The organism is Pseudobutyrivibrio sp. LB2011 (assembly GCF_000701765.1).
In the GTDB taxonomy this organism is placed as follows: domain Bacteria; phylum Bacillota; class Clostridia; order Lachnospirales; family Lachnospiraceae; genus Pseudobutyrivibrio; species Pseudobutyrivibrio ruminis.
Window position 1 is genome coordinate 143680 of record NZ_JNJS01000002.1, and the last position, 14886, is coordinate 158565.

Sequence of the window (14886 nt, forward strand, 5' to 3'; positions counted from 1 at the left end):
TTAGGAGGAAGTTTTTATGAGCACAGTGACTATTGTACTCATCGTTATTGCGGTTCTTATGGTTGCCGCAATCGTTGTATTATATTTTCTTGGTAAGAAGGCACAGGATAAGCGTGCAGAGCAGCAGAATCAGATGGATGCAGTTGCACAGCAGGTTTCAATGCTTATCATTGATAAGAAGCGCATGAAGCTTAAGGAAGCTGGTCTTCCAGAGGCAGTTGTTGCTGCTACACCATGGTATGCTAAGAATTCAAAGATTCCAGTTGTTAAGGCTAAGGTTGGCCCACAGATGATGACTCTTATCTGTGATGCAGAAATCTTTGATGAGGTTCCTGTAAAGAAGGAAGTTAAGGCTACAGTTTCTGGTCTTTACATCACAAAGGTAAAGGGCATCCGCGGTGGCAATGCTACTCAGGATACAAAGAAGAAAAAGGGACTTCGTGCTTGGGCACTTCGCAAGCAGAAGGAGCTTGATCAGGAAACAAGAAAGAATAAATAAGTTTTTATTAACACCTCGGCTAAAAAATGGCCGAGGTGTTTTATTTGTCCAAGAAAAGTGATAAAATGGCGTTACTAAGATAATTTTCTGACAACTTAGTTTGGGAGGAACGAGGATGAATTTAAAGATTAATAAAGCCATTTTGTCACTTTTTGTTTTAGCTTTTGCTGTTGTGCTTATGCCACATATCGATGCAAAGGCAGCTACCCAGGAAGAATACCAGATTTATTCGCAGGTTTTAAATGCTGATTACTACGCAGCTATGAACCCGGATGTGGCGGCAAAGGCAGATGGTAGTTACATATATTATCTTGAGCATTACATTAAGTACGGTGTGTACGAGGGAAGAAATGCCAGTGGTACATTTAATGCTACCGACTACATGATCAAGAATCCTGACCTTGCAGCAGTGTTTGGAAATAACATGCCAGCATACGTTATTCACTATGTATTGTCAGGAAAGGCAGAGGGCCGCGATGGCACACCTTCTGTAGGAGCCTTGGCAACAGATATGCCACAAACCTACACTTTGCTTGGAGCCTATACAACAGAGTATGATCCAAATGCAGCTAGAGGCCATAATATAGAAGTAGCTGCAGAAAAGGTAGATGGTACAGTGGTTGCTCCAGGAGCCACTTTCTCAGCATCAAATTCAATTGGAAAACGTACATCAGCAAATGGCTTTGTTGAGGCACCGGTATTTATCAATAAGCAGCATGCAACAGGAATCGGCGGAGGCGTTTGCCAGGTTTCTTCAACCATATATGCAGCCATGAAGACTGCAGGAATTAAAGCAACTGAAAGACATCCTCATTCTCTTCCAGTTTACTATCTGCCAGAGGGCTGGGATGCCACAATTTCATGGGGCTCATTAGATCTTAAGTTTGTGAATACATACGATTCAAATATAGTAGTTTTTGTTTTTGCAGATGAGGGACATCTTACAGCGGCACTTTATTTGCAAAATTAATATTTTTCGCACAATTAATTGTAGTCACGGTCTAAGAATCATGTTATAATACGCCCCAACAGGGTAAAATTCGGATTTTACCAGTAGGGGAAAGGATTCCCCTGCACAGCTTAGGGCTGCAAAATGGATTTTGACCAAGGGGAATAATAAGTGGAAGAATTGTTGAGTAAGCAAGCTCCGGAAGTACAGGAACTTATCAAAAACGTAAACAAGTATCGAAAGGTGGATAACGAAAAACACCTTAGCTTTGCTTGCGATTTGTTTGATTTAGCACAAGAATGCGGAAACGAGGATTTAAAGGATTACGCAAGCTGTGCTCTTGGCGACGCCTGTTGCCAAAATCAGGACTATTCGCAAGCTTTATATTACATGTCGGCAGGCGTTCGAGGCCTTGCCAAAACAGACGAATACGAGCTCTTATGTAGATGCTACAATGAGCTAGGTATTATTTTCAGAAGTGAAGGTCATTTCATCACTAGCGAAGATTATTTCATTAATGCCATGGAAATCGCCAGGGCTCACAGATTGTACGCCATTGAAGCTATGGCGTGTTCTAATTTTGCTTCTCTTTGTGAGGAAATGGATGCTATCGAGAGAGCACTAGAATATCATTATCGTTCCATTGAATGTTGCAGTTTCATAGATGACGAAGATTTCAAGCTTAGCCTTATGGCAGGGGATTACGCTTTTATTGTAAAGCTATATGTAATCCTTAAGGATGAGGAAAGCGCGGATCAGGCACTGGCTGAGATGGAAAAAATCATTGCAAAATACCCAGAGATAAATGATCTTTTCGATATTAGAATTGCCAGATACGTATACTACAAGTTTAAAAATGACACAGTAAAGATTCAGGAAATGAAGGCTCTTTGCCTGGAGTCATTCTATGCTTGCCAGGAATATATTGTTTATTTCGATGAGGCTAAGCAGCTTATTGAAATACTCACAGAAGAAAAAGATTATCAGGAACTTCAAAAGATGTTTGATAGGACCGAACAGGTTTTATCAAAAGACGATTTAATAAACCTGAGAGTATTCCTTGAGGAGTACAAGATTAAGATGTACGAAGCATTGGGCGATAAAGAACGCCTTATGGCTAGTTACAGCAACTACTATAGATATAACACTATCAAAACAGTTGATAATAAGCGTTCATTTTTGACCACTCTTCGTCTTCGTTCAGAGCTTGCTCAGCAGCGCACAAAGAATCTGTTCCTTTCGGCTGCCGCAGAGACAGATCCTCTCACAGGTATTGCCAACAGACTGAAGCTCAATACAGTTATTGATGAGCTTTTTGTATTAGCTAATAACGAAGGCAAAACACTTGCTGTTGAAATGATGGATATCGATTTCTTCAAGGAAGTTAACGACACATACGGTCACGCCAAGGGCGATGAGCTTCTAGTGATGCTTGCAAAAATCTTAAAGAGCGTTGAAGACGACAAGATTTTCGTTGCTAGATACGGTGGTGATGAATTCATCATTTACTACTACGACATGACTGATGAGCAGATAAAAGAAGTTGCTCGTCACATACAAAAATCAATGGAAATTGCTGGCGAGGCCCTTGGTATAGGAAAGGTCACAGTTTCCCAGGGAATCGTAAATCACATTCCTAGACCACTCAATAGAGCGTGGGATTATATGAATGCTGCAGATTTAGCATTGTATTTTGTTAAGAACCATGGCAAGGCTAATGCTCGAATTATCCACAGAGCCACAGAATTAGAGACTCTTGCATGGGACAAAGTTTTTTGACTTTTAAACAAGTAATTATTAAAATATTTATAACCAGACAGAAGGCTAAGCTTGGTCTTCTGTCAATTTATGTAAAGGGGTTTTTTGTATGGCAAAATTGTACTATTATTATGGAGCTATGGGTTCTTCAAAGACAGCTAATGCCCTTATGACTCATTTCAACTATCAGGAAGTTGGTCAGAATGCGCTTTTGGTCAAGCCAGAAATGGATACCAGATTCGGCGAGAGAATTGTTCGCTCTAGAATTGGTTTGGAGAACGAATGCGTCTTCCTTGAGGATTTAATAAAAATGCCTGAGGAGGAAATCAAAAAATATGATTGCATCATTGTTGATGAGGTACAGTTCGCAACCCCAGAACAGGTAGATTTTCTATCTGACATAGTTGATTTTATGGATGTGCCTGTTGTTGCTTATGGCCTTAGAGCAGATTTTAGAAATAAGCTCTTCCCAGGCTCAGAACGACTTATCACAATCGCTGATGTTATTCACGAGGTTAAAACAGTGTGCTGGTGTGGACGTAAAGCTACCTGCAACACTAGATATAATGAAAACGGAGTTGTACGCTCAGGCCCACAGGTTATGCTTGGAGCAAACGACTCCTATGTGGCACTCTGCCGCAAGCACTTTAAACTGGGACAGCTTGCCCCAGATGAGAAAGAGGAGAGTTAATGACTTTTAGCTTTACAATTACAGTAATATTTTGGTTATATGTTATTTTTTGGATACAGGTGCCAGGAATGCTCCTTGTGGACTTTCTTTTGCCTAGACGATTAAAGGCATACACCAGACTTTTATCTGGATTCTTTCTAGGCTTCATCTGTCTTGCTACCATTTATTTTATCGAGTCAATAATCGGCGTTAATGGCCTTATTGCCATAGCTGGTCCAGTCCTTTCTGTGATAGCTTTTATCCGTTATTTCAAAAAGGGACGCCCTTCAGTTTACAATGCCTACGAACATTTTAAATGGCTTGGAATAATTATATTTGGATTTATTTTTATAGTTTCTACTATCAATTTCCAGCTTAAATATGCAGGCGCCTTATCAGGACAGACTACTCAGGTTTACCACGATTTCCTTTTTCATACAGGAAATATTGTATCCTTGAGTCGCTCTTTCCCAAATGGAGATATTAGAATCTCTGGCCTTACATTTTATTATCATTATTTTTATGAGCTTATTTTTGCCATGTGCAAGCACATCTTTGGCATGGATGCATTCAGAGTATACATGAATGGCAATGCCTTGATTTGTGCGTGGCCACTTACTCTTGCCATGATGATTGTAGGCGAGAGACTTCGCGGTGACAGAAGCATTCGTGGCGTTAGATATTATTCTTACTATGCAGGAATGCTTGTGTCTTGCATTTGCTTGCTTCCTGTAAATGTTGTGGGAGCAAAGCTTCCAACATCTTGGTTGAATAATCATTTGTTTGGAAACGGCAATGCCATGGGGCTTGCTCTTTCTATTACAGTTCTTTTGGTAGATGTTTTAGTAGATGTTTGGTACGACAAGTTCTCTGTCAGAGTGATGATAGCTATCTATCTTTTAGCTGCTACAGCCACTGGTTTCAAGGGAACAACAGGAATCGTCCTTGTAACTATCTCATGGTCGGTATTTATTATCGAATCAATCATTGTTAAAAAGATTCACATGCCTAGATTTTTCTACGTATTTTGTGCATCACTAGGTTTTGTTCTTACTTACTTGATAGTTACAGTAGGTTTAAATCCATCTGGCTCAAACAACAGAGCAATGGAAGTTACACCAGCAGGCACACTTGATGCCAGCCGTGTAGGTCAGGTGTTTACAAAGCTTGGCCTTGATTATATGGCCTTTCCATGGGTTATTATTGCTGTTCTTCTTTGCATTGTATGTATTGTTGGTCCTTGCATTTTAGCGTTCACAGCTTTTGCATACAGCAAGTTCAGAACACTTATCAAAGAAAAAGTTATTGGAGACATATTTGACTGGTTCGCAATAGGCTCTGTAATTATTGGCGTTGCTGCCTTTTGTTCAGTTAGCGTGCCAGGATTGTCTCAGGGATATTTCGTTATCACAAATGCAGCCTTTATCTTCTACGGTGCAATGAAATATCTTATCGAAAACAAAAAGACATTGATTTCATATGTCACATATCTTTTCTTTGGCATTGGAACGGCCTTTTTAATAATCGATATTGGATATTTTTGCTACGACGATATCAAGCAAGAGGCTGTTTATGAATCAGAGGCAGGAGATCGTCAGGACTTGGTATCTGCAGGTACCATGGAAGCTTATCTATGGCTCAGAGACAACACACCAGAGGATGCGATGGTGGCTGTTGATAGATTTACAGAGGATTTAGATTACAGAAGTATCTATTTCTACTGTAGCGCTTTTTCTGAGCGTCAGGTATATATAGAAGGCTACGACTATTCTGACATCACAGAAAAGCAGGTTGAGGCCATGCTTTCCATCAATGAAAAGTTCTTTAGCGAGGATACTGCAGTTGCAGAAGCAGCTATGGAAATGAGTGGTGTTGATTATCTGGTTGTTACCGAATTAAATCATCCGGACTATTGGGAAAACAGCCCAAAGTTAAAACTAGTTTTTACAAACGATGATGTTAGCATTTATAGATATTATTCTGACGGCGGAATGTCTGCTGTTAATAATTAATTATGAGAGGTGCTTATGAAGGAATTAGAGTATCCATTTGATAGCGATTATTTACTATCAAAGAAAAAGAGAATTAAAAAAGAGCTTCTTGCTACAGACACAAAGTTTATAGACAAGAAGATTGCAGTTCTTGGCGGAGGCACTACTGCCAATATCATTCTTATGCTTGAATTGTTCTTGCTTAACAATGGCATTCGTCCAGAGTTTTACGAGAGTGAATACAATAAGTATTATGAGGATGCTGTTTTTCCTAATCCTGAATTAGAGGAGTTTGCACCTGACATCATTTATGTGTGCACTAGCAATCGCAACATCACAAGCTACCCTAATCTAGCAATGGATAGGGCAGCAGTTGATGAGCTTTTAGATGCACAATACGCAAAGTTCGAAACAATCTGGAAGACACTTGCTGAAAAGTACAATTGCCCAATCATCCAGAACAATTTCGAGATGCCTTTATTCCGACTTCTTGGCAACAGAGATGCATACGATTACCGTGGTTCAATGAATTTCATTACTCGTTTGAATCAGCGTATGTATGACTACGCCATGTCTACAGAGAATTTTTATATCTGCGATATCAATTACATCTCAGCAGATTACGGTTTAAAGGAATGGTCTGATCCATTCTACTGGTACATGTACAAATACGCTATGTGCGTTCCCGCAATCCCATCACTTTCTTTCAATGTGGCCAACATTATCAAGTCACTTCTTGGAAAGAATAAAAAGGGATTTGTTCTTGATTTGGACAATACTCTTTGGGGCGGCGTTATCGGTGACGATGGTGTTGATGGCATTGTCCTTGGCCCAGAGGAGGCAGAAGGACAGGCATACACAGAGTTCCAGCGTTACCTTAAAGCACATCAGCAGCTTGGCATAATATTAAATGTAGATTCAAAAAATGACATGGAAAACGCTATAGCTGGTATTAATCATCCGGATAGTGAGTTCCAGGAAAAGGATTTCATTTCAATCAAGGCCAACTGGGATCCAAAGGATAAAAACTTTGCAGACATTGCATCAGAGCTTACCCTTCTTCCAGAAAGCTTGGTATTTGTTGATGATAATCCAGCAGAGCGCCACATTGTAACAGAACAGCTTAAGGGTGTATGCGCACCAGAGCTTGATGATGTGGTTCACTATATCCAGACAATCGACCGCTCAGGCTTCTTTGAAGCAACAAACATTTCTGCGGACGATTTAAAGAGAAATGAAATGTATCAGGAGAACGCTGCAAGAGCTAAGCTTCAAAGCAGCTTCACTGATTATGGCCAGTATCTTGACTCATTAGAGATGCAGGCAGAAATAGATAGCTTTGCGCCAGTTTATATGGCCCGTATTGCTCAGCTTACAAACAAGTCAAATCAGTTCAACCTTACAACAAAGCGTTTCACTCAAACAGAAATCGAGGAGACTGCAGCTGATTCAAACTATGTCACTCTTTACGGAAAGCTTATTGATAAGTTTGGTGACAATGGTGTTGTTACTGTCGCAATCGGACACATTGATGGCGAAGCTTGTGACATCGACCTTTGGCTTATGAGCTGTCGCGTACTTAAGCGTGACATGGAATTCGCTATGATGGACGAAATGGTGGCACGCCTTAAGGCTCGTGGAGTTAAGGAGCTTCGCGGTCATTATCTTCCAACAGCTAAAAACAAAATGGTTAAGAACTTCTACGGAGATATGGGATTCACGCTTGTAGAAGAAAAGGAAGATGGCTCATCAGATTGGACTCTTGACTTAAGTGGTTACGAGAATCAGAATAAGCACATAAAAATGAATTAGGAATATTATGATTAAAGACATTTTAACAAACAAAAAATTAATACAGAAACTTGCTAAGAACGATTTCAAGCAGAAGTTTGCTGGCTCAACACTTGGTGTTATTTGGGCTTTTGTTCAGCCAATCATTACAATCCTTGTATACTGGATTGTTTTTGATAAGGCTCTTAATCAGGGAACACAGGGCACAAAGGCTGGCATCAGCGCTCCATTCGTACTGTGGCTTTCAGCTGGTATCGTTCCATGGTTCTATTTTAGCGAGGTACTTTCAGCTGGTACCGTTGTTCTACATGAGTACAATTATCTTGTTAAGAAGGTTGTATTCCCTATCAACGTTTTACCTGTTGTTAAAGCAGTGTCATCCCTTTTTGTGCACGGCTTCTTTGTATTATTTACTTTGCTTGTTTATCTGTTATACAGATTTCCAATTACACCATATATTTTACAGGCCCTTTATTATTCATGTGCCATGATGGTACTTACAATCGGACTAATCTATCTTACAAGCTCACTTTGTGTATTCTTCAAGGATATGGCTCAGCTTGTAAATATACTTTTACAGGTAGGCATCTGGGCAACACCAATCATGTGGAACTTTGACGCAATGGTTGACAAGATTCCAAACTGGTTAAGCATTGTTCTCCAGCTCAACCCAATGTACTACATCACAAGTGGCTATCGTGACAGCTTTATTGGTCAGATAGGATTTTGGGAGAAGCCAGGCTTAACACTTTATTTCTGGTGCTTTACAATCGTTATTTTCCTTCTTGGAACACACGTATTTAAGAAGCTCCAGCCTCAGTTTGCAGACGCTTTGTAAAGACTACAAATTGTATAAATTATAATGGCAGATTTCGGACAATATTTTTGTTCAAGGCTTGCTGTCAGACAATTGAATTAGTGGTAAAATATTAGTAACTTGATAAAGGGGGCCTGAATATGAAAATACCACGTTTTTTCAAAGCAAGAAGAGCCGTCGCTGTCAGCATGGTGACCTTGCTATTGTCTCTGGTTTTCTTAAACGAATTCTATTATTTACCAGCAAATGCTGATGAGGATATTGTGGTGCAGGTAGTAGCTCACAGAGGCTACTCAGGTATGTACCCCGAAAATACCCTTAGTGCCTTCGCTGGAGCCTACGCATGTGGCGCCAAAACAGTTGAATTTGACGTCAGAAAAACCAAAGACGGAGAGCTGGTTATCTACCACGACGACACTCTTGAACGATTAACAGGCGACGATAAATCAGTCGCTGACTATACATACGAAGAACTATTGCAAGTTGACGCAGGAGAATGGTTCGGCAGAGAATACCGCCTCGAGCGCATTCCAACCCTGGATCAAACCCTAGCTCTTTTGCAAGCTACTAACATGCGGATTTTTTGCGAACTCAAAGACATCGGTGAGGACCCTGATTTCGCCAACGAAGTCTACGAAAAATGCGCAGAATATAATCTTCTAGATCGCGTAGTATTCCTTTCATTCAAGTACGATTACCTCTCACAAATCAAGGAAATCGCACCTGACCAACCAATCATGATGCTGGCATCCTTCGGTAAATCAACTTTACCAACCAGATACCCAGCCGAATACTACGGAGTCAATATGAAAACCCTCACACCTAAAACCGTCAGGGCTATCCATGAAGCAGGCGCCATGGTCTACTGCTACACACCAGACACCAAGGGCCAAATGCTTTCGCTCCAGCGCCTAGGCGTGGACGGCGTCATAACCGACTTCGCCGACCTATCCGCAATCTAACACAGTCCATAAAGCACCGCATCCGCGGTGCTTTTTTTATGTCGCTGCCATCCCCTTCGGACTTTGCGGATGCGGGGTTTTATGGTAAAATGTTGGGATAAAAGGGAAGATTTTTTAGGAGACGTTATGAGCGATTACGTTATAAATGTGGAGCATGTGGACAAGGTCTATAAGCTCTACGATAGCAATAAGGCTAGGGTGGCTGATACACTGGGCCTTACTAGAAAGAAGAATTATAGAGAGCATTATGCTTTGAAGGATATGAGCTTTGCTGTGAAGCAGGGCGAGTGTGTTGGACTTATCGGTACTAATGGTTCGGGAAAGTCCACCATTTTAAAGATTATTACTGGTGTGCTTTCACCTACTAGAGGTGAGGTTACGGTGGATGGCCGTATTTCGGCTTTGCTGGAGCTTGGTGCTGGTTTCAATCAGGAATATACAGGTATGGAGAATATCTACCTGAATGGTACCATGCTTGGCTATACCAAAGAGGAAATTGATGAGAAGCTTGATGATATTTTGTCATTTGCTGATATCGGAGATTTCGTTTTTCAGCCGGTGAAGACATATTCAAGTGGTATGTTTGTAAGACTTGCATTTGCCGTGGCTATCAATATCGACCCAGAGATTCTCATCGTTGATGAGGCCCTTTCTGTTGGTGATGTTTTCTTCCAGGCGAAGTGCTATAAAAAGTTCGAAGAGTTCAAGGCAGCCGGAAAGACAATTCTTTTCGTTTCTCACGATTTGGGTGCCATCAGCAAGTATTGCGATAGAGCAGTGCTTATCAATAAAGGCGATAAGGTTGCTGAGGGGGCTCCAAAGGACATGATTGATATCTATAAAAAGATATTGGTTGGCCAGGAGCCTGTGCTTAATAGCAAGGTAGATACACTTGATTCATTCAGCGGTGCGGATGATAACTCTGGTGATAATTGGAAGTCAAATTATCAGCTCAATCCTAATGTTAACGAGTATGGTGATGGCCGTGCTACTATCGTAGATTTTGCTGTTATCGATGATAGCGGTAATTATACAAATGCAATTATGAAGGGTAGCACATTTACTGTTAAGTCAAAGGTGCACTTCAATACAGATATTGAAAATCCTATCTTCACACTTACATTCAAGACTCTCAAGGGTATCGATGTTACTGGCACAAATACCATGTACGAAAAGTGCGATGTGGGTCTTTGTAAGGAAGGCAGCGAATACGTTGCTACCTTTACACAAAAGATGGATATGCAGGGCGGCGAGTACCTGATGTCTATTAGCTGTACAGGTTTTGATGGTGTTGATTTTGTTGCTTATCATAGATTGTACGATGTAATGAATATCACAGTTGTTAGCACTAAAAACACTGTTGGTTTTTATGATATGAATTCAAAAGTTAGCGTAAGCCAGGTTAAGTAAAGGGGAGCGGCTATGATTCAGGAAAAGTACAATAGAAGGATTTTTGATGAGGGAACAGAGGATGCCATCCTTAGGCTTTCTCACCTGAGAAGCAATGTTTTGTCGCCAGTAGGAATAGGCGATGGGGACAATGTGCTCATCATTGATCCAGATAGCGAAGCTTTGGTTGAATGGCTAAAGGAGCAGGCAACACAGGTTACTGAGGTTGCTGCAGAAATGCTTTCAGATATTAAAGGCACATTTAATATTATTATCAGCCTTGGCCATTTAAACGAAACACCAGCCACTCTTAAAAAGATGCTTTCAGCGGATGGCAGATTGGTATATGCCCTGCCAGAAAAGGATCGAATTGCAGATTTCACAAAGCGCCTTTTAAAGGAAGCAGGCTTCAGTGAAATCACCACATATCGCGTCAGCCCAGATTATTTGTTTACAACAGAGATTTATGCTGAGGATTATATAGGGGGAGGAGCAGGTGACTATCTGCTCATTGCAAAATAATGGATAGACTACTATATGAAAAGCTTTCGAACGAGCGTAACCCAAAGTACAATATCATCACTGATATAGTGGAAAGGGATGGACGAAAGGTAGTAATTAAACGCCCTTACGATGAACAAGGAATAGCACATATAAAAAGAGTTTTTGATAGTTACAGAGGCTTGCAGGACGCATTGCAAGGCTCTGATTTTTGCGTTAACGAAAGTAGTTTTGTTGATGACAGAATCGAAAGTGAATTCCTTGAAGGTGAGCATCTCACATCAGCCGATGCACAGCAGTTTATTGAGGCTGTCAAAAATGCTTACATGAAAAATGCAAAGGAATTTGCTATTTCAGATGGCTTCAGAGAAGTCTTCGGAGATGTTGATTTGCCAAGAGGTGTTCTTGCAGCAAATTACCTTGATGTTGATTTGATATTTGACAATGTTATCAAGACAGCAAAAGGTTGGGAGATTATCGACTACGAGTGGACTTTCGACTTTTTGGTACCAATCAACTATGTGTTCTTCAGAGCTAGTAAGTTTAGCGATTTGCCAGAGCATTTGGTAGACATTCCAGATGCTGAAAGAGAAGCATATCAAAAGATGGAAGACCACTTCCAGTCAAAATATATTTTTAAGGATGTCAAAAATCTTCACGAGCTTAGAGAGCATGCAAACAGTCGTAGCAAGACAGGCGCAGATTTTGCCATTGCCAGCCGTGATTATCAAATCAAGCAGCTTCAGGAATTAATCGAGGCAAAGGATGTGCACATCAGAAACATCGAGGCTGTAAATGCTGAGCTTCGCACAATTTACGAGAACACAGTTAATACTAGAGGCTACAAGGCACTTGAAAATATCCGCGCATTCAAATCATTTTTGACAGGCAAGGATACTCCTGCTCGCCAGGCAAAGCGTGCAGCCAAAGAAGAGGCAAAGCGCGTCAAGGCAGCTGCCAAGGAAGCAAAGCGTCGCGCTGCCCAGGGAGAGCCACAGCCATCGGTGGCAGTTCATCTTCATCTTTTCTATGTAGATTTGTTGCCAGAGTTTGTTAGCTATTTTGCAAACATTCCATTCAAGTTTGATTTATATATATCCTGCCAGGAGGATGCAGATGTAAATGCAATCAAGGCAGGTTTAAAGGAACTTAAGCAGGTTCAGAAAATCGATATCCGCAATCTTCCAAATAGAGGCCGCGACCTTGCACCCCTTTATGTAAAGTTTGGTCCAGAGATTTTAAATCATGATTATTTCCTTCACATCCATTCAAAGAAATCTTTGTATTCAGGTGAGGAAAAGGGCGGATGGAGACGATTCTCTCTTGAGTTACTTCTTGGTTCGCCAGACAAGATTAATCAGATTTTTGATTTATTTAAAAACAGCAATGCTGGCCTTATCTATCCTGATATGCAGGAGGAGGTTCCAACCATCGCCTATTCATGGTTGAAAAATGCAGGCATTGCAAAGAAACTTTTTGATGAGTTTGATTTAGGCGATATGCCATCAGTATTCAACTACCCAGCAGGTTCTTTCTTCTGGGCTAGAACTGATGCACTTCGTCCACTATTTGAGAAGGGATACACATACGAGGATTTTCCAAGGGAGCAGGGGCAGACGGATGGCACATTTGCTCATGCCTTGGAGCGTATTCTTCCATTCGTTTCAAGAAAGCAGGGATACGACGATTTCATCCTTTATCTTGATGTTGAAGACACTGTTAAGAATAAGAGCCTTCGTCCATTTTTCAACACCTTCAAGGTGGATAAAGAGCTTCTCGCAATGAAGCTTGGTGGATATGATGTGGTATCCTTCGATATTTTCGACACACTGATTACACGCACCATCTTCAAGCCGGATGATGTGTTCAATCTTATAAGCCGTATCATCCTTGAAAAATACGGCAAGAAAGTTGATTTCCTCAAGATTCGAAAGAATGCCGAGGCAGCTGCAACAGCGCAGTTTGGACCAATGACCACTTTGGACAAGATTTATGTGGAAGTAGCAAAGGATAGAACACTTGGCGATTTTGCTATGGATATCAAAAAGCTTGAGGTGGACATCGAAACACGCCTTTGCGTTCCTCGTAAAGATATGGTGGATGTGTTCAACGCAGTAAAATCCATGGGACGCCATGTCATCCTCGTCAGCGACATGTATCTGAACCGTGCACAGGTCGTTGGACTTCTTCACAAGTGCGGAATTGGTGGATATGACGAGCTCTTCATCTCGTGCGAAGTTGGAGCAAGAAAAGATGATGGTTCAATGTGGAATATGCTTCTGACAGGTATTAACCCTTCAAGCTTTATCCATGTGGGAGACAACTTCTGTTCTGATTCACAAATCCTTATGGATAAGGGCGTGGCTAGTCATATCGTTCTCAATCCAATGGCCATGCTTGAACTATCAGACTTTGATTATTTGAAAGAATACGCAAGCAAGAGTATTGCAAACTCGCTTGTGCTAGGACAGGTTATAAACGGAGGAATTTTCAATTCTCCATTTGCCTTCGATGAAAAGGGCGGTCTTCATTTCAAGAATAACTACGACTTTGGTTATTCCACAATGGGGCCTTTGATGGCAGGATTTGTTCAGTGGCTGGTTAATAAAAATGCCAGCGAAAAAGAAAGTCTTCTTCTGTTGTCTCGCGAGGGCTACATGCTTGAGCAGCTCATTAAAGAATACTGCAATCAAAAGGGTGAGGCTTTGCCGGACATCCATTACTTCCTTACATCAAGAAGAGCATGTGCAGTGCCTGCTCTTGAAAATGATGAGGATATTCGTGAGCTTCTTTCTCAGAAATATCAGGGAAGCTTCAGCAATCTTTTGAATGAAAGATTTGGCATTGAACTTCATGAGGATGATGAGGACAGGCAGTTCGATTACGAGACAGACACAGATGAGCTTATGAAGGCTATTCAGCCATACAAAGCAGAAATCTTTGAAAGAAGCAAAACTGAAAAGAATGCATATATGAATTATGCCAGTGAATTCCTTGCAACATCTTCGGATTTAGCTGTTGTTGATGTGGGATTCTCAGGTACAATTCAGTACTTCTTGATGAAGCTTACAGGCAGAGATATCGCAGGCCATTACTTGGCACTACATTCAAACAAGCCTGAGCGAATCGGTGGAAGAGCAGATGCTATCTACACCATCACTGATCCAAAGGAGATTCCAAATAGCAAGCTTCTTAAATATCAGCTGTTTTTGGAGAGCGCTTTATCAGCACCATTTGGTCAGCTTATCAATTTCACAATGGAAAATGGCGTACCAACTCCTCATTTCAAGGATGATGATTATGTCAGCGACGATGTAAAAATGCTTCAGTCCGGTATTTTGGATTATGTAAAACAGTACGCAAGCGCCAGCAGAAATCTGTCAGATGGTCTTTTAGCTGATGCAAAACTTGTAGAAGATTTATTCTATGATATAATTGCAGACGGTACGTTAACAGATGAGATTGTATCCACACTTACAGTTGAGGATGGATACAGCCGTGGTGGCGTCCAAAAATTTGATGTAAAAACTGGTGGATGGGTTGTAAAATAATCACCGCC

General features: G+C 41.0%; 11 protein-coding genes. All 11 read left to right on the forward strand.

Translation table 11 applies throughout. The features are described 5' to 3' along the window. Window positions 1-16 precede the first annotated feature (16 nt). Window positions 17-499, forward strand: a complete 483-nt coding sequence (locus tag T375_RS04190) for a hypothetical protein (RefSeq protein WP_044935413.1) — start codon at window positions 17-19, stop codon at window positions 497-499. A gap of 115 nt (window positions 500-614) precedes the next feature. Continuing rightward, window positions 615-1469 carry a VanW family protein gene (locus tag T375_RS04195; protein WP_044935416.1) on the forward strand — a complete coding sequence of 285 codons (855 nt, stop codon included), beginning with the start codon at window positions 615-617 and terminating at the stop codon, window positions 1467-1469. Between the two features lie 150 nt (window positions 1470-1619). Then, window positions 1620-3227, forward strand: coding sequence for a GGDEF domain-containing protein (locus T375_RS04200; protein ID WP_044935419.1), 1608 nt, complete (start codon window positions 1620-1622; stop codon window positions 3225-3227). An 88-nt stretch (window positions 3228-3315) separates the two neighbouring features. Continuing rightward, entirely contained in the window at window positions 3316-3897 is a 582-nt protein-coding gene (locus tag T375_RS04205) for a thymidine kinase (RefSeq protein ID WP_044935422.1), read from the forward strand. Beyond that, window positions 3897-5888 carry a hypothetical protein gene (locus T375_RS04210; RefSeq protein WP_044935424.1) on the forward strand — a complete coding sequence of 664 codons (1992 nt, stop codon included), beginning with the start codon at window positions 3897-3899 and terminating at the stop codon, window positions 5886-5888. Before T375_RS04205 ends, T375_RS04210 begins: the two co-directional genes overlap by 1 nt. 15 nt (window positions 5889-5903) lie before the next feature. Further along, entirely contained in the window at window positions 5904-7679 is a 1776-nt protein-coding gene (locus T375_RS04215; RefSeq protein ID WP_044935425.1) for an HAD-IIIC family phosphatase, read from the forward strand. A 7-nt stretch (window positions 7680-7686) separates the two neighbouring features. Beyond that, on the forward strand, window positions 7687-8496 hold the full coding sequence (locus T375_RS04220; protein ID WP_044935427.1) for an ABC transporter permease: 810 nt from the start codon (window positions 7687-7689) through the stop codon (window positions 8494-8496). Window positions 8497-8615: 119 nt separating this feature from the next. Then, a complete protein-coding gene (locus T375_RS04225) occupies window positions 8616-9437 on the forward strand; it encodes a glycerophosphodiester phosphodiesterase (RefSeq protein WP_044935429.1) in 822 nt (273 codons plus the stop codon). A 126-nt stretch (window positions 9438-9563) separates the two neighbouring features. After that, window positions 9564-10847 carry an ABC transporter ATP-binding protein gene (locus T375_RS04230; RefSeq protein ID WP_033151884.1) on the forward strand — a complete coding sequence of 428 codons (1284 nt, stop codon included), beginning with the start codon at window positions 9564-9566 and terminating at the stop codon, window positions 10845-10847. A gap of 12 nt (window positions 10848-10859) precedes the next feature. Further along, entirely contained in the window at window positions 10860-11348 is a 489-nt protein-coding gene (locus tag T375_RS04235) for a hypothetical protein (RefSeq protein ID WP_044935431.1), read from the forward strand. Then, on the forward strand, window positions 11348-14878 hold the full coding sequence (locus tag T375_RS04240; protein WP_044935434.1) for a rhamnan synthesis F family protein: 3531 nt from the start codon (window positions 11348-11350) through the stop codon (window positions 14876-14878). Before T375_RS04235 ends, T375_RS04240 begins: the two co-directional genes overlap by 1 nt. Window positions 14879-14886: the final 8 nt, after the last annotated feature.

Coding starts and splice junctions, on each gene's coding strand:
- T375_RS04225 (WP_044935429.1), top strand. CDS start 8,616: ATGAAAATACCACGTTTTTTCAAAGCAAGAAGAGCCGTCGCTGTCAGC.
- T375_RS04190 (WP_044935413.1), top strand. CDS start 17: ATGAGCACAGTGACTATTGTACTCATCGTTATTGCGGTTCTTATGGTT.
- T375_RS04240 (WP_044935434.1), top strand. CDS start 11,348: ATGGATAGACTACTATATGAAAAGCTTTCGAACGAGCGTAACCCAAAG.
- T375_RS04215 (WP_044935425.1), top strand. CDS start 5,904: ATGAAGGAATTAGAGTATCCATTTGATAGCGATTATTTACTATCAAAG.
- T375_RS04205 (WP_044935422.1), top strand. CDS start 3,316: ATGGCAAAATTGTACTATTATTATGGAGCTATGGGTTCTTCAAAGACA.
- T375_RS04235 (WP_044935431.1), top strand. CDS start 10,860: ATGATTCAGGAAAAGTACAATAGAAGGATTTTTGATGAGGGAACAGAG.
- T375_RS04195 (WP_044935416.1), top strand. CDS start 615: ATGAATTTAAAGATTAATAAAGCCATTTTGTCACTTTTTGTTTTAGCT.
- T375_RS04230 (WP_033151884.1), top strand. CDS start 9,564: ATGAGCGATTACGTTATAAATGTGGAGCATGTGGACAAGGTCTATAAG.
- T375_RS04210 (WP_044935424.1), top strand. CDS start 3,897: ATGACTTTTAGCTTTACAATTACAGTAATATTTTGGTTATATGTTATT.
- T375_RS04220 (WP_044935427.1), top strand. CDS start 7,687: ATGATTAAAGACATTTTAACAAACAAAAAATTAATACAGAAACTTGCT.